Below are 19,043 nucleotides of genomic sequence, written 5' to 3' on the forward strand. Positions count from 1 at the left end.
CGTCGACGGCGCTCAGTGTGCCAGGATCGCCAGCAGCAGCAGCGCCACGATGTTGGTGATCTTGATCATCGGGTTCACCGCGGGACCGGCCGTATCCTTGTAGGGATCGCCGACGGTGTCGCCGGTCACCGCCGACTTGTGGGCATCACTGCCCTTGCCGCCGAAATGGCCGTCCTCGATGTACTTCTTGGCGTTGTCCCAGGCGCCGCCGCCCGAGGTCATGGAGATCGCGACGAACAGGCCCGTCACGATCACGCCGAGCAGCATCGCGCCCACCGCGGAGAACGCCGCCGACTTGCCGGCCACCCCGCCACCCGCGATCGCGTAGATCAGGAAGTAGACCACGATCGGCGACAGCACCGGCAGCAGCGAGGGGATGATCATCTCCTTGATCGCCGCCTTGGTCAGCAGGTCGACCGCCTTGCCGTAATCGGGCTTGTCGGTGCCCTGCATGATGCCGGGCTTCTCGCGGAACTGGCGCCGCACCTCCTCGACGATCGCGCCGGCCGCACGCCCGACCGCCGTCATGCCCATCGCGCCGAACAGATACGGCAAGAGGCCGCCGAACAGCAGACCGACAACCACGTAGGGATTGTTCAGCGAGAAGTCCGGATTGACGCCGGCGAAGTACGGATGGTGCGCGCTGTCTGCAACGAAGAACTTGAGGTCCTGGTTGTAGGCCGCGAACAGGACGAGGGCACCGAGACCGGCGGAGCCGATCGCGTAGCCTTTCGTCACCGCCTTGGTGGTGTTGCCGACCGCGTCGAGCGCGTCGGTCGACTTGCGCACCTCCTTCGGCAGACCCGCCATTTCGGCAATGCCGCCGGCATTGTCGGTGACGGGGCCGAACGCATCGAGCGCGACGATCATGCCGGCCAGCGCCAGCATGGTGGCGGTCGCGATCGCGATGCCGAACAGGCCGGCGAGGCTGTAGGTGACCAGGATGCCGGCGATGATCACGATCGCGGGCAGCGCGGTCGCTTCCATCGAGACGGCGAGGCCCTGGATCACGTTGGTGCCGTGGCCGGTCACCGAGGCCTGGGCGATCGACTTCACCGGACGATAGTCCGTGCCGGTGTAGTATTCGGTGATCCAGATGATCAGCGCGGTGACGACGAGGCCGACCACGCCGCATTCGAACAGCGCCATGCCGGTATAGTCGACGCCGTCGAGCTTGCCGAAGCCGATCAGGTAGTAGATCACCAGCGCGATGCCGACCAGCGACAGGATGCCGGTTGCGATCAGGCCCTTGTAGAGCGCGCCCATGATCGACTGGCTCGGCCCGAGCTTGACGAAGAAGGTGCCGATGATCGAGGTGATGATGCAGATGCCGCCGATCGCGAGCGGCAGCGTCATCATGTTGGCGAGGATGGGCGTCTTGGCGAAGAAGATCGCAGCTAAGACCATGGTGGCGACCGCGGTCACCGCATAGGTCTCGAACAGGTCGGCAGCCATGCCGGCGCAGTCGCCCACGTTGTCACCGACGTTGTCGGCGATGGTCGCGGGGTTGCGTGGATCGTCCTCGGGAATGCCGGCCTCGACCTTGCCGACGAGATCGCCGCCGACGTCCGCACCCTTGGTGAAGATGCCGCCGCCGAGACGGGCGAAAATCGAGATCAGCGAGGCACCGAAGCCGAGCGCCACCAGGGCGTCGACCACGACGCGGCTATCGGGCGCCAGCTTGAGCGAGTGGACCAGGAAGCCGAAATAGAGCGTCACGCCGAGCAGCGCGAGACCTGCCACCAGCATGCCGGTGATCGCGCCCGCCTTGAAGGCGAGCTCGAGGCCGCCGGCGAGCGACGTCGTCGCGGCTTGCGCGGTACGCACATTGGCGCGAACCGAGACGTTCATGCCGATGAAGCCGGCCGCGCCCGACAGGACGGCGCCGATCAGAAAGCCGATGGCGACGTAGATACCGAGGAAATAGACAAGCAAGAGGAAGATGACCACGCCGACGATGCCGATCGTCGTGTACTGGCGCCGCAGATACGCCTGTGCGCCCTCAGCGACCGCTGCTGCGATCTCCTGCATGCGCGCCGACCCCGCATCCGCGCTTAACACCGAAGACGTCGCCCAAATCGCGTAGACGACGGAAAGCACTCCGCAGAGCACAATCAACCATAATGCTGTCATGTGATTTTTGCCTCAGATCCTTGATGTACCCCCGGCGCCTTTTGTTGTCCGTCGTGCGGTGCGGCGCCTTGATTTCGAACAAAGCCGCCCCTTGCCCAAAAGGGGCGGCCTCAGTCGATCTGAAGCTTGCCAAAATCAAATTGAGGGTGCAACGCCGGATAAGGCCGAAAACGCCGATCTCGGCAGGTATTTAGCAGCACGTGCCGAGAACCAGGATGCCGGTTTGGAGCAATTCCTAGAAGTGGCTGTAGGACAGCCGCTCCAGGGCCAATTCCTGGCCATGTCCGTCCAGGAAGCGCGGCGTCTCATTCCCCGCGACGATGGTGCCGATCGCCGTGACGACAAGACCGGCCGCCCGCCCCGCGGCAATCAGTGCATCGGCTTGCGCCGGCGGCACGGTGCACAGCACCTCGTAATCGTCGCCCCCAGCAAGCAGCGTCTCGACGCAAACGATTTTGCGGGCGATCAGGCCCGCCGCCGCGGCCGAGAGCGGCACGCTTGCCACGTCGACCGTGGCCGAGACCCCCGACGCTGCGCAGAGTTTCACCAGATCGCCGGCAAGCCCGTCGGAGACGTCCATCGCGGCGGTCGCATGATCGCGCACGGCCTGCGCCAGCACATTGCGCGGCTGCGGCACGCGATAGCGCGAGATCAGGGCGTCCCTTGCTGCGGGATTGGTCGCGAGCGCTGCCGCAGCGGCGCCGCCTGTGAGCACGTCGAGGCCGAGCGCAGCATCGCCGATCGTACCCGTCACCAGGATACGATCGCCTGCCCTCGCGCCGGTGCGGCCGACCATCCGCCCCTGCGGCACGCGGCCGAAGGCGGTGATCGAGATCATCTGCGGGCCCGGCGTCGAAACCGTGTCGCCGCCGAGCAGCGGACAAGCGAATTCTCTTGCGTCCTCGCCCAGCGCGTCCGCGAACGGCCGCAGCCAGGCATCCTCCTTGCTGCGCAGCGCCAGCGTCAGTACGAAGCCGGCAGGCACCGCGCCCTTGGCGGCGAGATCGGACAGGTTCACCCGCAGCGCCTTGCGCGCGATGGTGTCAGGGGGGTCATCGGCAAGATAGTGCACGCCCTCGACGACGGCGTCGGTGGTGACGACGATGTCGTCGCCGGATGAGGACAGCACCGCAGCGTCATCGACCAGACCGAGCGCGCCGGGATCAGTCGCCAGCGGCTTGAAATAGCGCGCGATGAGGGAGTCTTCGGGGGAGCTCTGTCTTTGGCCCTGTGTCATAGCAGAAGACCCGTCATCCCTGCGCGATGGCGAAGCCATCGTCGCTGGAGGTGCGAGCCCTTGCGAGCCTCGAAGGATGCACGGCCGAGGTACACCTTCAGTGCCACGCCGTCGTCCTTCGAGGCCTTCGCTTCGCTACGGCACCTCAGGATGACGGCTACCGCACGGGCCATCGACTGATCCTACCCCCGCCCGAACTCGTCACCGCGAAACTGGCGACCGATCTGGTCGAGCACGGCGTTGACCAGGCCGGTCTCCTCGCGGTCGACGAAGGCGTTGGCGACGTCGACATATTCGGAGACGACGACGCGGCCCGGCACGTCCTTGCGGTGCTCCAATTCGTAAGCCCCGGCCCGCAGCACCGCGCGCAGGATCGCCTCGATCCGCTTCAACGGCCAGCCCTTCGACAGCGCCTCGTCGATCAGCGGATCCAGCTTCTTCTGGTCGCGCACGACACCCGAGACGACGTCACGGAAGAACGCGGCTTCCGCCGGCAGATAAGTGTCGCCCTCGACCTCGTTGCCGAGCCAATGGCTTTCGAACTCGGCGAAGATGTCGTTGATGCCGGCGCCCGCGATATCCATCTGGTACAGCGCCTGCACGGCCGCGAGCCGCGCCGCACCGCGTCGGTTCGCCTTCTTCTCGTTAAGCCCCGCCGGCTTTTTGATATTGTCGGCCATGGCGTTAGGCCTGCGCCAGACGGCGTTTGATGCGCAGCATCGCAAGCGCCGCGCGCGCGGCATCGCCGCCCTTGTTGAGCTCGCTGGCGCGCGCCCGCGCCCAGGCCTGGTCCTCATTGTTGACGGTGAGGATGCCGTTGCCGAGCGGCAGTTTTCGCGAGACCGCAAGATCCATCAGAGCGCGCGAGGATTCCTGCGACACGATCTCGAAATGAATGGTGTCGCCGCGGATGACGCAGCCGAGCGCGATCACGGCGTCATAGGGCTTGCCGTGCGCCGCCGCGGCATCGACCGCGATGGCCACCGCCGCCGGGATCTCCAGCGCGCCGGGAACCGTGAGGACATCATGCGTCAGGCCGGCCGCCTTCAGCTCCGCCACTGCGCCGTCCAGCAGCGCGTCCTGGAGATCGTCATAGAACCGCGCCTCGACAATCAGCGCGCGCGCGCCGGAAATGTCGGTCTGGTCCTTCAGGGGTGCGCGCCGCGCGTCTGCCATCATTAAGATCCGTTCTAGAGGTTGGCGCGTTATGTAGTCGCCGCAGGCACGTAAGCCAAGTTTTAAACCGTCATTTCCGTCAGCCGCGCCGCGTAGCGGGCCATCAGATCGACCTCGATATTGACCTCGTCCCCCGCCTTCCAGCCGCCGATCGTGGTCACCGTCAGGGTGTGCGGGATGATCAGCACCGAAAAGGTCACGTCCTTGACCGTATTGACCGTCAGCGAGACGCCGTCGAGCGTGATCGAGCCCTTGGTGGCGATGAACCGGGCCAGCTCCCGCGTGGTCGCGAGCTCGAACCGCGCCATGTCGGGCAGGTCCTCGCGGCTGACGAGCGTGGCAATGCCGTCGGCGTGGCCGGCGACGATATGCCCGCCGAGCTCATCGCCGATCTTCAGCGCACGCTCGAGGTTGAGGCGCGTGCCGACCTTCCAATGCTTGGCCGTCGTCAGCGCCAGCGTCTCGGCGGCGGCATCGACGTCGAACCAGGTTTTGCCGTTCGCAACGCCCGAAGCGACCACCGTGAGGCAGACGCCGTTGCAGGCGATCGAGGCGCCGTCGGCAATGGTGGTCTGATCGTAGCGGCAGGCGATGCGCAGCCGGTGCAACTGCCCCTGCGCGGTCGGCGTGAAGCCGACGATCTCGCCGATATCGGTGACAATGCCGGTGAACATTACGCGCGCTCGTAAATGGTGAGAGTATCCTTGCCGAATGTCTCGCTAGCATGAACCTTGTAGGCCTGCGACTGCGTGATTTTCGACAGGGGCAATGCATCGAGCGCATCGACGCCGCCAGAGCCCACCGCTTCCGCCCCGCGGAACAGCCAGATCTCGTCGACGAGGTCGGTCGCGACGAACGAGGACGCAACGCGGCTGCCGCCCTCGACCATCAGCCGCGTGATGCCCTTCCCGGCCAGCGCATGCAGCACGGCCGGAAGGTCCAGCCCCGAGACATTTGCCGGCGGGACGCGGATCACTTGCGCACCGGTCGCACCGAGACGCGTCGCTGCTGCGGCTTCCGCAAGGTCAGACCCCACGACCCAGAGCGGCGTCTCGCGCGCGGAGCCTATGAGCCTGCTCGCGCCGGGAATCCGCAGGCTCTGATCGAGCACCACGCGCACCGGCGAGCGCGCCGCCATGCCCGGCAGGCGGCAGGTGAGCAGCGGATCGTCCGCCAGCACCGTGCCGATGCCGACCAGGATCGCATCGCTCTGGGCGCGGAGCAGATGCACGCGATTGCGCACAGCTTCGCCGGTGATCGCAACCGGCTTGCCGCCGGCGACGCCGATCTTGCCGTCGGGCGACACCGCGAGCTTCAGGATCACATGCGGACGCTTGTCCCGGATACGGCGGAAGTGCCCGGCATGGTCGAATGCGGCTTCGGCCGCGCACGTTCCCACGTCTACTGTGATGCCGGCGGCGCGCAGCCGCGCATGACCCTGGCCCGCGACTTCAGGATTGGGATCCTCGATCGCCGCGACCACCCGCTTGATGCCCGCCGCGATCACCGCATCGGCGCAAGGCGGCGACTTGCCGAAATGCGAGCACGGCTCCAGCGTGACATAGAGCGTGGCGCCGCGCGCCGCCTCGCCTGCGCGCAGCAAGGCCTCGGGCTCGCCATGTGGCCGCCCGCCGGGCTGGGTCCAACCGCGGCCGACGATGACCCCGTCCTTGACGATGACCGCGCCGACGGCCGGATTGGGCCAGGTACGTCCCTGCCCGCGCTTACCCAGCGCCAGCGCGAGCTGCATGAAACGATGATCGGCGTCCCTGGCCTCACGGGCCTTCTGCGCGAACTGGTCTTCCAGGATGCGGAAGATCATTTGCGGATCGCGGCGAGCCGCGCTTCCTCCTCGCCGGAGAGCTCGCCGAGCACGTCGGCGAAATCCTTGGCCTCGCGGAAATTGCGATAGACCGAGGCGAAGCGAACATAGGCGACGTCGTCGAGCGTGCGCAGATGCTCCATCACGGTCTCGCCGATCACCTCGGAGGAGATCTCGGCCTCGCCCCCGGTCTCGAGCTCGCGCACGATGGTGGAGACCATCTTCTCCACCCTTTCCGGCTCGACCTGCCGCTTGCGCAAGGAGATCTGCACCGAGCGCATCAGCTTGTCACGGTCGAACGGCACGCGGCGGCCGTTGCGCTTGATCACGGTGAGTTCGCGCAGCTGCACGCGCTCGAAGGTGGTGAAACGGAAATTGCAGGCGACGCACACGCGCCGCCTGCGGATCACGGAAGAGTCCTCGGTCGGACGCGAGTCCTTTACCTGCGTATCGAGACTGTTGCAGTTCGGGCAGCGCATCCGCGTGGGCCTAGCCTTACTGGTAGATCGGGAACCGGTCGGTGAGCGCCTTGACCCGCTCCTTGATCGCAGCTTCGACCAGCGGCGCCTTGCCGTCGTCGGATTGCGCGATCGCGTTGAGGACCTCGGCGATCATGCCGCCGACCTGCTGGAATTCGGCGACGCCGAAGCCGCGGGTCGTCGCCGCGGGGGTGCCGAGACGCAGGCCCGAGGTGACGAAGGGTTTTTCGGGGTCGAACGGGATGCCGTTCTTGTTGCAGGTGATGGCGGCGCGGACCAGCGCCTTCTCCGAGACGTTGCCCTTCAGGCCCTTCGGCCGGAGATCGACCAGCATCAGATGATTGTCGGTACCGCCGGAGACGATGTCGAAGCCGTGGCTCTTCATCGCCTCGGCCAGCGCCTTGGCGTTCTCGACGACGTTCTTGGCGTAGACCTTGAAGTCCGGACGCAGCGCCTCGCCGAAGGCAACCGCCTTCGCCGCGATCACATGCATCAAGGGGCCGCCCTGCAGGCCCGGGAAGATCGCTCCGTTGAATTTCTTGGTCAGCGTCTCATCATTCCACAGCATCAGGCCGCCGCGCGGACCGCGCAGCGACTTGTGCGTCGTCGTCGTGGTGATGTGGGCATAGGGCACGGGTGAAGCATGCACGCCGCCGGCCACCAGGCCGGCAAAGTGCGCCATGTCGACCAGGAGATACGCGCCGACCGAGTCCGCGATCTCGCGGAAGCGCTTGAAGTCCCAGGCGCGCGAATAGGCCGAGCCGCCGGCGACGATCAGCTTCGGCTTGACCTCTTCGGCCTGCTTGGCGACCGCGTCCATATCGATGATCTGGTCCTCGCGGCGCACGGTGTAGTGCGCGGCCTTGAACCACTTGCCGCTCATGTTGACGGGCGAGCCGTGGGTGAGATGGCCGCCGGCCGCGAGATCGAGACCCATGAAGGTGTCACCGGGCTGCAACAGCGCCAGAAACACCGCCTGGTTCATCTGGCTGCCCGAGTTCGGCTGCACGTTGGCGAAATTGGCGCCGAACAGCTTCTTGGCGCGATCGATCGCGAGGTTCTCGGCGACGTCGACCCACTCACAACCGCCATAGTAGCGCGCGCCCGGATAGCCTTCCGCGTATTTGTTGGTCATCACCGAACCCTGCGCTTCCAGCACGGCCCGGCTGACGATGTTCTCAGAGGCGATCAGCTCGACCTCGTGGCGCTGCCGGCCGAGCTCGCCCTTGATGGCGGCGGCGATTTCCGGGTCGGCCTGCTCGAGCGAGGCGGTGAAAAACGAATCGGGCGCGGAGGCGGTCTTGGCTGCGGTCATCTTGCGAATATCTCCACCGCCGCAGCCTTTTGGCGGGCTACGGGCGGGTCTGGTGTGGCGATCGGAAGCACGCGCGATCTACCACATCGCCCGCAACAGGCCAAGCATTTGCGGGTCGGGGGCGAGATTTGTGCAAGATATGGTGGGGATTGGCGGCTTTTGGTGAATTGGCCGCTTCGGGCGAACCACCCATCCGTCGCACCCGAAAATGGGGCCGCTCCGGGCCTTTAACTCCTCATGCCCGAAGCTGCAGACTCCCGCAGAAGTCGCGTCACAGCCCGGTATACCCCGCCTTCACCGGGTCTACGCTGCCGTCGAGCTGGCGCAGATAGGTCAGGCCGCAAACGGTCAACCTGTGGGGGTCCTTCTCGCCGGCCTCCATCAGCGTATTAAGATAGTTCGTGACCTTGGCCCGTGCCTCCTCGCTGGCCGCGGCGGTGCGGTTGGCGAGCAGGTCATAGGTCTGCATGATGCGGTCGATGGCGGCTTCCATGGCACCCTCTGGTTCTCTTGAATTTTCGGTGTCTTGATCAGGCAACCGCGCGGGCCTCGGACTGCGTCTCGAACCGATTGATCGCCTTGTTGGCGAGCCTGATCTTGTTGAATTCGCCTTGCTGGAGCAGCTTCACGACAATCCCCAGCAGGCGCTCGTCGGTGACGAGAGTATCGGGAATCGCGCCGGAGCGGCGAAAGTAGTTCGCGGCGATGGCGTAGGCCTCGCTCACGAGTTCCACGTTCATTGCCTGAAGCCCGCGCTCGACCAGCATCGTCCTGTCTCCGATCCGAAGGAGATAAGTGCTGGGGCCGGAACTGGTTCCGCGCCGCGCGCGATTTTTTTCGCAGGTGCACAAAATAAAACGCACCGGTCCGGAGGGAATCCGGGCCGGCGCGCTTGGGGAAGTCCAGGCACGTTCGGGAAGCCTGCCGGTCTTGTTGGGGGCCGGCTTGGCCTTGATCCCTTGGAAACTCAGAGCCGATAGAGGATCTGGTCGGTCCAGAACCGCTCGAGACGATGCAGCGACTTGTTGAGGGTCGAGAACTCCTCGCCGGAGATGCCGCCGACCTGCTCCACCGTCTTGACGTGCTTCTGGTAGAGCGCATCGACGATGCGGCGGACTTCCTGACCCTGCGGGGTCAGACGGATGCGCACCGAGCGGCGATCAACGCGTGAGCGCTGATGATCGAGGAAGCCAAGCTCGACAAGCTTCTTCAGATTGTAGGAGACGTTGGAGCCGAGATAGTAGCCGCGCGTGCGCAGCTCGCCCGCGGTCAGCTCCTTGTCGCCGATGTTGTAAAGCAGGAGCGCCTGCACCGAGTTGATGTCCGCGCGACCGCGGCGATCGAATTCGTCCTTGATCACGTCGAGGAGCCGGCGATGCAGCCGCTCCACCAGAGTCAAAGCTTCCAGATAGAGCGACTGCACCGAACCCTGCTGGCCGGAGACGCGCTCTGCGGTATCTGCCGCAGTTGCGACGGCTTTCATCATGACACTTCCCCTGTTGTCGTTTTTATCGACACTTATTCGACGAAACTTGTGTCCCGTCTGATAGGTGCAACTTAAGGGGCTCGTTTGAAGATCGGCTTAAATAAGAGAATAAAGAGATCATGAATTTAAGACAGTGAATTGCGGATTAAGCCTGTGCCACAAGCACTTTTCGCAACACTCTGTTGACCTTCGCAAGGTCCTGTTCACCCTCCGTCCGCCCCCCTTGTCGCATTCCAGAACAGGCCCGCTCCGTTTCGAAACGGGCGCGTAAGAGCTGTGGCGGAACCGGCTGGTCAACGAAAACTTACCGCAAATTTTAGGCAACCAACGGTCAACCAAGCGCAGCACAACTCAGCTCGTGTCCCGGACAAGCGCTGCGAAGCGGCGCGCAGAGCTGGGACCCAGATGTTTCAAAGCGAGATTGTGGTGGGCCCCGGCTCTGCAGCGCATCACACCGGACGATGCTTCGCATCGCCGAGAGTGCTGCGCAGCGTCCGGGGCACGCGAGCCCGTAGGATGGGTAGAGCGAAGCGAAACCCATCGATGCAGGGGCACGCGGTGATGGGTTTCGCTGCGCTCTACCCATCCTACAAGAGATCGCTACGGCGGTCGTTCGCGCGCGGCCATCCAGGCGAGCGCGAGATAGGCGGCGAGCATGAAGGCTTCGACGCCGACGACGATCAGGCTGCCGCCGTAGATGCCCGGAAACATCAGCTCGATCACCGCCATCGACACCACGGTCGTCAGCCACACCACCGCGCCCCATGGCGTTGCCAGCCACAGGCCGACCGCGGCGACGAGCTCGATCACGGCAAAGTAGACGGTCGCGGCCTGCCAGGCCATCGACTGGTTCTCGAATGCCTCGTCCTCACCGCCGACAAAGCCCGTCACCTGCGCCCAGTGATAGAGACCTTTCAGGATCGAGAGCAGCGCCATCACCCGCAGGAACAGCACCAGGCGGCGCGTCCAGACATTGTCGTCGGACTCGGCCCGCTCCGACGAGATCGCAGCGACCGACATCGCCGCGTCTCTGGCGGTGTCTCTGGCAGCGTCCCTGGCGCTGTCGCGCGCCGCATCGCGGGTGGAGATCTCGGACATGGGCCCCTTCTGGCTGCTTCGCCCCGCAAAATCAATCGGCTGCCCAAGTCAGTTCAATCCTGCCTTGCGGCAGGTCAAGCCGCGGTGACGGGAACCGTGCGAGCTGGTATAAGAATAATTCCAGCCGGAGGAAGAGTGATGGCGATCAAATACGGACGTCCGATCGAATTGCGCGAGGTTTCGCGCCGGGATGGCGCTGGCGCCTCCCCTGCTCTCGATCTGACCGTCCGCCCGCGCCGCAACCGCAAGGCCGAATGGGCCCGGCGCATGGTGCGGGAGAACGTGCTCACCACGGACGACCTGATCTGGCCGCTGTTCCTGATCGACGGCACCAACAAGCGCGAGCAGGTCGCCTCGATGCCCGGTGTCGAGCGCCTCAGCGTCGACCAGGCCGTGCGCGAGGCCGAGCGCGCGATGAAGCTCACCATCCCCTGCATCGCGCTGTTTCCCTACACCGACCCGTCTTTACGCGACGAGGACGGCTCGGAAGCGACCAATCCGAACAACCTGGTCTGCCAGGCGGTACGCGCGATCAAGAAGGAGTTTCCGGAGATCGGCGTCCTCTGCGACGTCGCGCTCGATCCCTTCACCAGCCACGGCCATGACGGCCTGGTCTCGGACGGCAAGATCTTGAACGACGAGACGGTCGCCGTGCTGGTGCGCCAGGCGCTGGTGCAGGCCGAGGCCGGCTGCGACATCATCGCGCCCTCCGACATGATGGATGGCCGCGTCGCCGCGATCCGCGAGGCGCTGGATCGCACCGGCCTGCTCGACGTGCAGATCATGGCCTATGCGGCCAAATACGCCTCCGCCTTCTACGGCCCGTTCCGCGACGCCATCGGCTCTGCCAAGACGCTCACCGGCGACAAGCGCACCTATCAGATGGATAGCGCCAACACCGACGAGGCGCTGCGCGAGGTCGAGCTCGACATCGCCGAGGGCGCCGACATGGTGATGGTGAAGCCTGGCATGCCCTATCTCGACGTCGTCCGCCGCGTGAAGGATACCTTTGCGATGCCGACCTTCGCCTACCAGGTCTCCGGCGAATACGCGATGATCGCAGCCGCCGCGAATAACGGCTGGCTCGACGGCGAGCGCGCGATGATGGAGAGCCTCCTGGCGTTCAAGCGCGCCGGCGCCGACGGCGTGCTGAGCTACTTTGCCCCGCAGGCGGCGGAGAAGCTGCGCGCGCAGGGGTAGATCTCGTAGGGTGGGCAAAGGCGCATTTGCGCCGTGCCCACGATTGGCCGCGATCGCTACCGGATGGTGGGCACGCTTCGCTTTGCCCACCTACAGCACCGCCCGATCCGCCGCCCACGAATCGCCGGAATATTTCGGCTTGTTAATGTCCCTGCGCCCTTGGCAGGGGAAGAGCCTGTTCCCATGTCCTGCCTGGAGGGTTTTCCCTCTGTTTCCCCCTTGGGAGGACGGATCATGTCGTATGACTCGGGCAATTCGGGCGCCTGGCGCAATGACGGCGGGGCGCAACCACACGCCTACGACCCCGATCCCCATCCGGAACTGTTCCGCGGCGTTGCGACGCGGCGGGCGTTCGCCTTCCTGATCGACATGGTCGTGATCTCGGTGCCGGTGATCCTCGGCTACATCTTCATCGCATTGTTCGGCGTGGTCACTCTCGGCATCGGCTGGGCGCTGTTCTGGCTGGCCTGGCCGGCCTCCGTCATCTGGGCCATCGTCTACTATGGCGCCTGCATCGGCGGTCCCTCGTCGGCGACGGTCGGCATGCGCCTGATGGACCTGGAGCTGCGCACCTGGTACGGCGCGCCGGGCTATTTCGTGCTCGGCGCCACCCATGCCGTGCTGTTCTGGGTGACGGTCTCGTTCCTGACGCCCTTCGTGGTGCTGGTCGGACTGTTCAATGGCCGCCGGCGCCTGCTGCATGACTTCGTGTTGGGAACGGTCGTGATCAACAATTCGGTTCGCGTGCCCGCGCAGCAGGCCGCAAGGACCTACTGAGCAAGGACCTGTCAACCACGACCATCTAAGCTGGCTGATCTGACCTGCCGAGCTGACCAATTGACCGGGGGCTTCCGTAGCGCGATGCTGATACTCACTTCGGAGGCCCACGACGTCCCGTGACCCAGCACTCGCGCGATACCCCACAATTTTACCTTACGGCGCCCTCACCCTGCCCGTATCTGCCGGGCCGGCATGAGCGCAAGGTGTTCACGCACCTGGTGGGTGAGCGCGCGGGCGACCTCAACGACCTCCTGACCCATGGCGGCTTCCGCCGCAGCCAATCGATCGCCTATCGGCCAGCCTGCGACCAGTGCCGCGCCTGCGTCTCGGTCCGGGTGATCGCCAACGAGTTCCGGCCCTCCCGCAACTTCCGCAAGGTGATGGCGCGCAACGCCGACATCATCGGCGAGCAGCGCAGCGCGGTGCCGACCTCCGAGCAATATTCGGTGTTCCGCGCCTATCTCGACGCCCGCCACCGCCACGGCGGCATGGCCGACATGACCGTGCTCGACTACGCCATGATGGTCGAGGACAGCCATGTCGAGACCCGCATCATCGAGTACCGCAAGCGCGGCCCCGACAGCGGCATCACCGGCCGCGGCGAGGAGCTGATCGCGGTGGCGCTGACCGACGTGCTCAGCGATGGTCTGTCGATGGTCTACTCGTTCTTCGAGCCGGGCCAGGTCAGCCGCTCGATGGGCACCTTCATGATCCTCGACCACATCGCCCGCGCCCGCCGGCAAGGCCTGCCTTACGTCTATCTCGGCTACTGGATCGATGGCTCGAAGAAGATGGACTACAAGGCCCGCTTCCTGCCGCAGCAGCGCCTCGCGTCCTCAGGCTGGCTGCGCGTGGATGCGCAGGGCGATGCGGCGTCCGAGCCGCAGGATTGAGACCACCGTGGTTCAACGTCGCGCGGCCAGCACAGGCATGCACTTGCCGTCCGTACGTTCTGCTCTGTTTGCATTTTCGTTGGTCACGTCGTCGAGCATCGACGCTCATGCCTGTCGCCGGCCACAAGGAGTATTTCGGCCGCTGCGTCGCGGTGACACCTCCGCCTCCGGCGCTTCGCACATTCCTGAAGGACTACGGCCAGCCGGTCAGCAAGATCGGCGAGATTGCCGATCTCTTTGCGCCGGACGTTCCCTTGTTCGACAAGCCGGGCTCCGGCCGCGAGATCATTCACACGTGGCGGCGCCCGAACGCCGATATCGAATCCGAAGCGCGGGTCGAGGGCGTTCTTCCCGATTTCTACGACGTGACGGTGCGCCTCTACGAGGGTCCGACATCATGCGGGATCGAGGAGTTCAAGCAGAAGGGACCGACGACGACGTTGCGCGGCTACGTGCCGAAAACCAGCCCGCAAGGACTGCCCTCGCTCTGGAAGTTCAAGCACCTGAGCGGGCTCTGCTAGCCGGCTGGAAGAACCATGAGCAACGAGCAAGTTGTAATGGGCCTCAAGCGGCACAGAACGCACGTGCTGGTTGCGACCTTGACATCTTAGGCGATGGATATACATATTAAGTGATGTATATCCATGGAGGCAAGAGGCAATATGCAGGTCGCCAAGTGGGGAAATAGCCTCGCCGTCCGCCTTCCCGCCACTGTCGTCGAAGCGCTCGAGTTAAAGGAAGGCGACGAGATCGAGATTCGCGTTGCGGGCACGCGAGAGTTCGGTGTTGCGCGTAAGCCCGGCCGAGAGGACTTTCTGCAGCGGCTTCGTGCTCTTCGCGGCCGCCTTCCTGCCGACTTCAAGTTCGACAGAGATGAAGCGAATGCCCGATAGCTTCTTCGACACCAACGTCCTCGTCTATCTCGTTTCGAGCGATGCGACGAAGGCCGACAGAGCGGAACAGGCTCTTTCTCAGGGAGGCGTGATCAGCGTCCAGGTGCTCAACGAGCTTGCCAACGTAGCCCGCCGGAAGATGCAGTTGTCGTGGCAGGAGACGTATACGTACCTGGACTCGTTGCGCGGTCTATTGACCGTCCATCCTGTTACGCTTGATATCCATGACACCGGCCTGGAGCTGGCCGAACGCTATGGAATGCAAATCTACGACGCGATGATCGCCGCCTCTGCACTCCACGCGGGATGCGAGACGTTGCTATCGGAAGACTTCCAGCACGGGATGGTCTTGAAGGAAGGCCTCCGCATTGCCAATCCGTTCGCGTGACGTGCGCTGCTCGTCCGAACGACCCGCGGGGCGACCCCCTCACCCAAAGAACGTGTCCGCCAGCAGCTTCAGGTTCAAAATCACGATCACGCCCGCGACGATCCACGCGATCGCGGCGACGTAGGCGGGAATCGCGAACTTCCCCATCTTGCGGCGGTCGGAGACGAAGCGCACCAGGGGGATGACCGCAAAGGGCAGCTGCATCGACAGCACCACCTGGCTGAACACCAGCAAATCGGCCGTGCCGCGCTCGCCATAGATCGCGGTGACGATGATCACGGGAATGATGGCGATACCGCGTGTCAGCAGGCGCCGCGCCCAGCTCGGCAGACGCAGGTCGAGAAAGCCTTCCATCACGATCTGGCCGGCGAGCGTCGCGGTCACCGTCGAGTTGAGGCCCGAGGCGAGCAGCGCCACTGCGAACAGCGTCGAGGCGATGCCAAGGCCGAGCAGCGGCGACAACAGCTCGAAGGCCTGGCCGATCTCGGCGACGTCGGAATGGCCGGTTTTGTGGAAGGTCGCAGCCGCCACGACGAGGATCGCGGCGTTGATGAACAGCGCCAGCATCAGGGCGATGGTCGAGTCCGTCGTCGCCCATTTGATCGCCTCGCGCCGGCCGGTGTCGTTGCGCTCATAGGCGCGCGTCTGCACGATCGAGGAGTGCAGATAGAGATTGTGCGGCATCACGGTCGCGCCGATGATGCCGATCGCGATGTAGAGCATCTCGGAATTGGTGAAGATCTCGCTCTTCGGCACGAAGCCGCGCAGCACCTCCGCGACCGGCGGCGCCGCGGCCACGATCTGGACTGCGAAGCAGACCGCGATCACCGCGAGCAGCGCGATGACGAAGGCTTCGAGGAAACGGAAGCCGCGGTTCATCAGGATCAGAAGCAGAAAAGCGTCGAGGGCTGCGAGCAGCGCGCCGCCGATCAGGGGAATGCCGAAAAGAAGTTTGAGCGCGATCGCGGTGCCGATGACCTCGGCGAGGTCGCAGGCGATGATCGCCGCCTCGCAGGCGAGCCAGAGCAGGAAGTTCACCGCCGGCGAATAGGTGGCGCGGCAGGCCTGCGCGAGGTCGCGGTCGGTGACGATGCCGAGCCGTGCCGCCAGCGACTGCAGCAGGATCGCCATCAGGTTCGAGAGCAGGATGACGGAGAGCAGCGTGTAGCCGAACTTCGACCCGCCGGCGAGGTCGGTCGCCCAATTGCCGGGGTCCATGTAGCCGACCGAGACGAGATAGCCCGGGCCGACAAAGGCGAGCAGCCGCCGCGACCAGTGGCCGGCGGTCGGGATCGCAACTGTGGAATTGACCTCGGCGAGGCTCTTGGTGGTGGGCGCATCAGCGCGCCAGCCGGCAGCGTCCTGGCTCAAGGCTCGGGTCAGGTGGGGTGATTGGGCATCCATACTGGCAGAATACCCAACTTTGTTCTTATTGCAACTCATTTGCAACTGCATCTAGCGGCGTGGGGTCCCGTCCCGGCCGTTATTCGCCGCCCTGTCGGAAAGCGGGTGGGTTTGGTGGGCCCAAGGCCGGATAGTGGCGCCAACCCGACTTTGCAGGACATGCGCCATGTCAAACCCGCCCCGCCTCCCCGACACCTTTGGCCGCCTCGCCTGGTCCAACCTCGCAGCGCAGTCGGCCGAGCAGATCGCATTGGCCGCAGCCCCGATCGTGGCCGTGCTCACGCTCGGGGTCGCGGAAGGCCGGACCGGCCTGTTGCAGACCGCGCTGACCCTGCCCTTCGTGCTGTTCGCCATTCCCGCCGGCCTGCTCGCCGACCGCATCTCGCGCCGCTCGCTGATGGCAGGGGCCGAGGCGCTGCGGGCGGTGGCGCTCGCCGCCATCGTGCTGCTGCTCGCGCTCGGCGCGCTCAACCTGCCGCTGCTGGCGCTGCTCGGCTTCGCGGCCGTGTGCGGCACCGTCGTCTACAGCGTGGCAGCGCCGGCGCTGGTGCCCTCGCTGGTGAGTTCGGAGCTGTTGCCGGCGGCGAATGCCCGGATCGAGCTTGCGCGCACCATCGCCTTTGCCAGCGGGCCTGCGCTCGGCGGCGCGCTGGTGGGCTGGTGGGGCGCGAGCCCGGCCTTCGGCTTCGCCGCGGCGCTCTCGGCGGTTGCGGTGGTGCTGCTGTCAGGCATCTTCGAACCCGTCCGCGCGCCGGCGCCGCGGCGCCATCCGTTGCAGGACATCCGCGAGGGCGCGGCCTTCGTGTTTCATCATCCGCTGCTGCGGCCGGTGTTCATAACCCAGTTCATCTTCAATACCGGCTGGTTCCTGCAGATCGCCGTGTTCGTGCCCTATGCCGTGCGCCATCTCGGCTTGACCGCCGCCGGTGTCGGCACCGTGCTGACGATGTACGGCGTCGGCATGGTGATCGGCGCGCTGGTCGCGACGCGCGTGATGCAGCACATCGCCTTCGGCACGGTGGTCGGCCTCGGTCCCGTCACCGGCTTCATCGCCGCATTGGTGATGGCGCTGACCGTGCTGGTCCCCTCGCCCTGGCTCGCGGGTCTGAGCTTCTTCCTGCTCGGCGTCGGGCCGATCCTGTGGGTGATCTCGACCACGACACTGCGCCAGTCGGTGACGCCGCCGCGCCTCTTGGGCCGCGTCTCCGCCATCAACATCATGAGCTACGGCGCCCGTCCGCTCGGTTCAGCGCTGGGCGCGGTCGTCGGCGGGCTCTGGAGCGCGGAAGCATGCCTCTATCTCGCCGCCGCCGTGTTCGGCGTGCAGGCGCTGGTGATCCTGCTGTCACCGGCGGTCGCACTGGACCGGCAACCGGACATGGTGGGGGATGAGGTGGCGGTAAGGTGCTAGCCGCGTCGCAATGACGGAGCGTGCTGCAGCGACCGGGCTAACTCGCCAGATACCGCTCGTAGCTCCCCGTCACCGGCTCGCTCGCCTCGACCTCGGGATCGAGCGTGTAGAGATCCTGCGCGCGGCCGATGCCGCGCAGGGCATAGCGGCCGGTGGAGACGAGATAGCGGCGTCCAGCGGCATCCAGGCCCTTGTAGAACTCCGATGACGCCAGCAGCTCGCGATCGACCGAGCGGCTCATCGAGGCGATGCGGCTGACCTCGTTGACGGTGGGGCCGACCACCGTGAAGTCGAGCCGGTCCTCGCTGCCGATATTGCCGTAAAAGACCTGGCCGACATGCAGGCCGATATAGGCCGAGGTGGTGGGACGGCCATCGGTCTCCCGCCGCTTGTTCAGCACCGCAACGTTCTTGCGGAACAGGTGCTCGGCGCGGAGCGCAGCGCGCCGCGCGTCCGCCATGTCCTCACCCCAGAACATCGCGAGCACACCGTCCCCGATCAACTTGAGCACGTCGCCGCCGGCCTCGTGGATCGCGTCGATCACGGCCTGCGCATAATCGTTCAGGAACGGAATGATCTCGTCGGGGCCGATGCTCTCGCTGATCCCGGTCGAGCCGCGCAGGTCCGAATACCACAAGACGGCGTTGATGCGCTCGGTGACGCCGCGCGAGATGCGCCCGCGCAGCACCTGCTCGGAGGCATCGCGGCCGAGATAGACGCGGCCGAGCGTGCGCACGATGTCGACCTGCTGCGCCGATTTGATCGCGAGCCCCAGCACCGGCACGAGGTCGCGCAGCGCGGCAAGCTCGGCTTCCGTAAAGCCGTCGTCGCGCCGCGTCGTCCAGTAGGAGTAGAGACAATCCATCTGCCCGAGCGCGCCGGTCTCGCCGAATCGATGCACGAAGGCGAGAAAATGCCGATGGCCCTTTTCGGCGAGGTCGCCGATCTGCGCGAAGTCGAGCGAGGGCGCATCGGCGAGATCGATCACCATCTCGTCGTGTCCATGCTCGAGCAAATGATAGAACACCGAGCGGCGCCAGTTCTTGGCCGCGTCGCCCTCCGCGGTCGAGCCGTATTCGATGACGTCGCTCTCATTGGTCGGCGTATCGCTCCAGCGGAAGGCGCGGCCCTCATAGATCGGATGCAGCGTGTCGATCACGACGAGCCCGCGCGACAGGTCGAGCCCCTCGGCGCAGCAACGCTCGCAGAAGCCGCGGAGCAGTTCGGGTTCAGGCAGGCCGGTGAGCGCCTGGTTGGCGACCCAATTCATCAGCGCTAGGCGCGAGGTCAATTGCATGCGCCATTATGGCGTGCATTCGTGACGAGCG

The 19,043-nt window shown here is 65.4% G+C and carries 21 protein-coding genes; 7 read left to right on the forward strand and 14 right to left on the reverse strand.

The window, feature by feature from the left end:
• Nucleotides 1-12: 12 nt before the first annotated feature.
• The 12 genes from IVA79_RS05155 to IVA79_RS05210 all read right to left on the reverse strand — a co-directional run bounded on the left by IVA79_RS05155 (nt 13) and on the right by IVA79_RS05210 (nt 10,746).
• Nucleotides 13-2,133 carry a sodium-translocating pyrophosphatase gene (locus IVA79_RS05155; protein WP_247550776.1) on the reverse strand — a complete coding sequence of 707 codons (2,121 nt, stop codon included), beginning with the start codon at nt 2,131-2,133 and terminating at the stop codon, nt 13-15.
• Between the two features lie 235 nt (nt 2,134-2,368).
• Nucleotides 2,369-3,370 carry a thiamine-phosphate kinase gene (gene thiL / locus IVA79_RS05160; protein ID WP_247550777.1) on the reverse strand — a complete coding sequence of 334 codons (1,002 nt, stop codon included), beginning with the start codon at nt 3,368-3,370 and terminating at the stop codon, nt 2,369-2,371.
• A 182-nt stretch (nt 3,371-3,552) separates the two neighbouring features.
• The gene (nusB, locus tag IVA79_RS05165; RefSeq protein WP_247550778.1) at nt 3,553-4,050 is read right to left on the reverse strand and encodes a transcription antitermination factor NusB; all 498 of its coding nucleotides are present in this window, start codon (nt 4,048-4,050) and stop codon (nt 3,553-3,555) included.
• Nucleotides 4,051-4,054: 4 nt separating this feature from the next.
• On the reverse strand, nt 4,055-4,546 hold the full coding sequence (gene ribH, locus IVA79_RS05170) for a 6,7-dimethyl-8-ribityllumazine synthase (protein ID WP_247551424.1): 492 nt from the start codon (nt 4,544-4,546) through the stop codon (nt 4,055-4,057).
• Between the two features lie 62 nt (nt 4,547-4,608).
• Entirely contained in the window at nt 4,609-5,220 is a 612-nt protein-coding gene (locus IVA79_RS05175) for a riboflavin synthase (RefSeq protein ID WP_247550779.1), read from the reverse strand.
• Nucleotides 5,220-6,368 carry a bifunctional diaminohydroxyphosphoribosylaminopyrimidine deaminase/5-amino-6-(5-phosphoribosylamino)uracil reductase RibD gene (gene ribD / locus IVA79_RS05180; RefSeq protein ID WP_247550780.1) on the reverse strand — a complete coding sequence of 383 codons (1,149 nt, stop codon included), beginning with the start codon at nt 6,366-6,368 and terminating at the stop codon, nt 5,220-5,222. The genes IVA79_RS05175 and ribD overlap by 1 nt, the downstream gene beginning before the upstream one ends.
• On the reverse strand, nt 6,365-6,847 hold the full coding sequence (gene nrdR, locus IVA79_RS05185) for a transcriptional regulator NrdR (RefSeq protein ID WP_011087793.1): 483 nt from the start codon (nt 6,845-6,847) through the stop codon (nt 6,365-6,367). The genes ribD and nrdR overlap by 4 nt, the downstream gene beginning before the upstream one ends.
• A gap of 16 nt (nt 6,848-6,863) precedes the next feature.
• Nucleotides 6,864-8,162 (reverse strand): serine hydroxymethyltransferase, encoded by a 1,299-nt coding sequence (glyA, locus tag IVA79_RS05190; RefSeq protein WP_247550781.1) that lies wholly within the window; start codon nt 8,160-8,162, stop codon nt 6,864-6,866.
• 271 nt (nt 8,163-8,433) lie between these two features.
• Nucleotides 8,434-8,655, reverse strand: a complete 222-nt coding sequence (locus IVA79_RS05195; protein ID WP_014494771.1) for a hypothetical protein — start codon at nt 8,653-8,655, stop codon at nt 8,434-8,436.
• Nucleotides 8,656-8,692: 37 nt separating this feature from the next.
• A complete protein-coding gene (locus tag IVA79_RS05200) occupies nt 8,693-8,929 on the reverse strand; it encodes a hypothetical protein (protein ID WP_247550782.1) in 237 nt (78 codons plus the stop codon).
• Nucleotides 8,930-9,129: 200 nt separating this feature from the next.
• Entirely contained in the window at nt 9,130-9,648 is a 519-nt protein-coding gene (locus tag IVA79_RS05205; RefSeq protein ID WP_018320040.1) for a MarR family winged helix-turn-helix transcriptional regulator, read from the reverse strand.
• A gap of 600 nt (nt 9,649-10,248) precedes the next feature.
• Nucleotides 10,249-10,746, reverse strand: a complete 498-nt coding sequence (locus tag IVA79_RS05210; protein WP_247550783.1) for a DUF6163 family protein — start codon at nt 10,744-10,746, stop codon at nt 10,249-10,251.
• 138 nt (nt 10,747-10,884) lie between these two features.
• Between IVA79_RS05210 and hemB the strand changes: the two genes are divergently transcribed.
• The 6 genes from hemB to IVA79_RS05240 all read left to right on the forward strand — a co-directional run bounded on the left by hemB (nt 10,885) and on the right by IVA79_RS05240 (nt 14,900).
• Nucleotides 10,885-11,946, forward strand: coding sequence for a porphobilinogen synthase (gene hemB, locus IVA79_RS05215; protein ID WP_247550784.1), 1,062 nt, complete (start codon nt 10,885-10,887; stop codon nt 11,944-11,946).
• Nucleotides 11,947-12,180: 234 nt separating this feature from the next.
• Complete coding sequence (locus IVA79_RS05220; RefSeq protein ID WP_247550785.1) at nt 12,181-12,723, forward strand: RDD family protein; 543 nt, start codon at nt 12,181-12,183, stop codon at nt 12,721-12,723.
• 119 nt (nt 12,724-12,842) lie between these two features.
• Nucleotides 12,843-13,619: an arginyltransferase gene (locus tag IVA79_RS05225; protein WP_247550786.1), complete on the forward strand. Its 777-nt coding sequence runs from the start codon at nt 12,843-12,845 to the stop codon at nt 13,617-13,619.
• A gap of 107 nt (nt 13,620-13,726) precedes the next feature.
• Nucleotides 13,727-14,140, forward strand: coding sequence for a hypothetical protein (locus tag IVA79_RS05230; protein WP_247550787.1), 414 nt, complete (start codon nt 13,727-13,729; stop codon nt 14,138-14,140).
• A gap of 141 nt (nt 14,141-14,281) precedes the next feature.
• Entirely contained in the window at nt 14,282-14,512 is a 231-nt protein-coding gene (locus IVA79_RS05235; protein ID WP_247550788.1) for an AbrB/MazE/SpoVT family DNA-binding domain-containing protein, read from the forward strand.
• Complete coding sequence (locus IVA79_RS05240) at nt 14,502-14,900, forward strand: PIN domain-containing protein (protein ID WP_247550789.1); 399 nt, start codon at nt 14,502-14,504, stop codon at nt 14,898-14,900. The genes IVA79_RS05235 and IVA79_RS05240 overlap by 11 nt, the downstream gene beginning before the upstream one ends.
• 39 nt (nt 14,901-14,939) lie before the next feature.
• On the opposite strand, the gene IVA79_RS05245 is transcribed toward IVA79_RS05240, so the two are convergent.
• The gene (locus tag IVA79_RS05245) at nt 14,940-16,304 is read right to left on the reverse strand and encodes an Nramp family divalent metal transporter (protein WP_247550790.1); all 1,365 of its coding nucleotides are present in this window, start codon (nt 16,302-16,304) and stop codon (nt 14,940-14,942) included.
• 166 nt (nt 16,305-16,470) lie between these two features.
• On the opposite strand from IVA79_RS05245, the gene IVA79_RS05250 reads away from it, so the two are divergent.
• Complete coding sequence (locus tag IVA79_RS05250) at nt 16,471-17,715, forward strand: MFS transporter (protein WP_247550791.1); 1,245 nt, start codon at nt 16,471-16,473, stop codon at nt 17,713-17,715.
• Between the two features lie 37 nt (nt 17,716-17,752).
• On the opposite strand, the gene IVA79_RS05255 is transcribed toward IVA79_RS05250, so the two are convergent.
• Nucleotides 17,753-19,012, reverse strand: a complete 1,260-nt coding sequence (locus tag IVA79_RS05255; protein ID WP_247550792.1) for an adenylate/guanylate cyclase domain-containing protein — start codon at nt 19,010-19,012, stop codon at nt 17,753-17,755.
• Nucleotides 19,013-19,043: the final 31 nt, after the last annotated feature.

Source organism: Bradyrhizobium sp. 138 (assembly GCF_023074075.1).
Lineage (GTDB): Bacteria > Pseudomonadota > Alphaproteobacteria > Rhizobiales > Xanthobacteraceae > Bradyrhizobium.

Excerpts from the sequence above, each read along its gene's own strand:
- IVA79_RS05220 (WP_247550785.1), top strand. The coding sequence starts at position 12,181 with ATGTCGTATGACTCGGGCAATTCGGGCGCCTGGCGCAATGACGGCGGG.
- thiL (WP_247550777.1), bottom strand. The coding sequence starts at position 3,370 with ATGACACAGGGCCAAAGACAGAGCTCCCCCGAAGACTCCCTCATCGCG.
- glyA (WP_247550781.1), bottom strand. The coding sequence starts at position 8,162 with ATGACCGCAGCCAAGACCGCCTCCGCGCCCGATTCGTTTTTCACCGCC.
- nusB (WP_247550778.1), bottom strand. The coding sequence starts at position 4,050 with ATGGCCGACAATATCAAAAAGCCGGCGGGGCTTAACGAGAAGAAGGCG.
- IVA79_RS05245 (WP_247550790.1), bottom strand. The coding sequence starts at position 16,304 with ATGGATGCCCAATCACCCCACCTGACCCGAGCCTTGAGCCAGGACGCT.
- IVA79_RS05255 (WP_247550792.1), bottom strand. The coding sequence starts at position 19,012 with ATGCAATTGACCTCGCGCCTAGCGCTGATGAATTGGGTCGCCAACCAG.
- IVA79_RS05195 (WP_014494771.1), bottom strand. The coding sequence starts at position 8,655 with ATGGAAGCCGCCATCGACCGCATCATGCAGACCTATGACCTGCTCGCC.
- nrdR (WP_011087793.1), bottom strand. The coding sequence starts at position 6,847 with ATGCGCTGCCCGAACTGCAACAGTCTCGATACGCAGGTAAAGGACTCG.
- IVA79_RS05155 (WP_247550776.1), bottom strand. The coding sequence starts at position 2,133 with ATGACAGCATTATGGTTGATTGTGCTCTGCGGAGTGCTTTCCGTCGTC.
- ribH (WP_247551424.1), bottom strand. The coding sequence starts at position 4,546 with ATGGCAGACGCGCGGCGCGCACCCCTGAAGGACCAGACCGACATTTCC.
- IVA79_RS05240 (WP_247550789.1), top strand. The coding sequence starts at position 14,502 with ATGCCCGATAGCTTCTTCGACACCAACGTCCTCGTCTATCTCGTTTCG.
- IVA79_RS05235 (WP_247550788.1), top strand. The coding sequence starts at position 14,282 with ATGCAGGTCGCCAAGTGGGGAAATAGCCTCGCCGTCCGCCTTCCCGCC.
- IVA79_RS05210 (WP_247550783.1), bottom strand. The coding sequence starts at position 10,746 with ATGTCCGAGATCTCCACCCGCGATGCGGCGCGCGACAGCGCCAGGGAC.
- IVA79_RS05200 (WP_247550782.1), bottom strand. The coding sequence starts at position 8,929 with ATGCTGGTCGAGCGCGGGCTTCAGGCAATGAACGTGGAACTCGTGAGC.
- hemB (WP_247550784.1), top strand. The coding sequence starts at position 10,885 with ATGGCGATCAAATACGGACGTCCGATCGAATTGCGCGAGGTTTCGCGC.
- IVA79_RS05205 (WP_018320040.1), bottom strand. The coding sequence starts at position 9,648 with ATGATGAAAGCCGTCGCAACTGCGGCAGATACCGCAGAGCGCGTCTCC.
- IVA79_RS05250 (WP_247550791.1), top strand. The coding sequence starts at position 16,471 with ATGTCAAACCCGCCCCGCCTCCCCGACACCTTTGGCCGCCTCGCCTGG.
- ribD (WP_247550780.1), bottom strand. The coding sequence starts at position 6,368 with ATGATCTTCCGCATCCTGGAAGACCAGTTCGCGCAGAAGGCCCGTGAG.
- IVA79_RS05230 (WP_247550787.1), top strand. The coding sequence starts at position 13,727 with ATGCCTGTCGCCGGCCACAAGGAGTATTTCGGCCGCTGCGTCGCGGTG.
- IVA79_RS05175 (WP_247550779.1), bottom strand. The coding sequence starts at position 5,220 with ATGTTCACCGGCATTGTCACCGATATCGGCGAGATCGTCGGCTTCACG.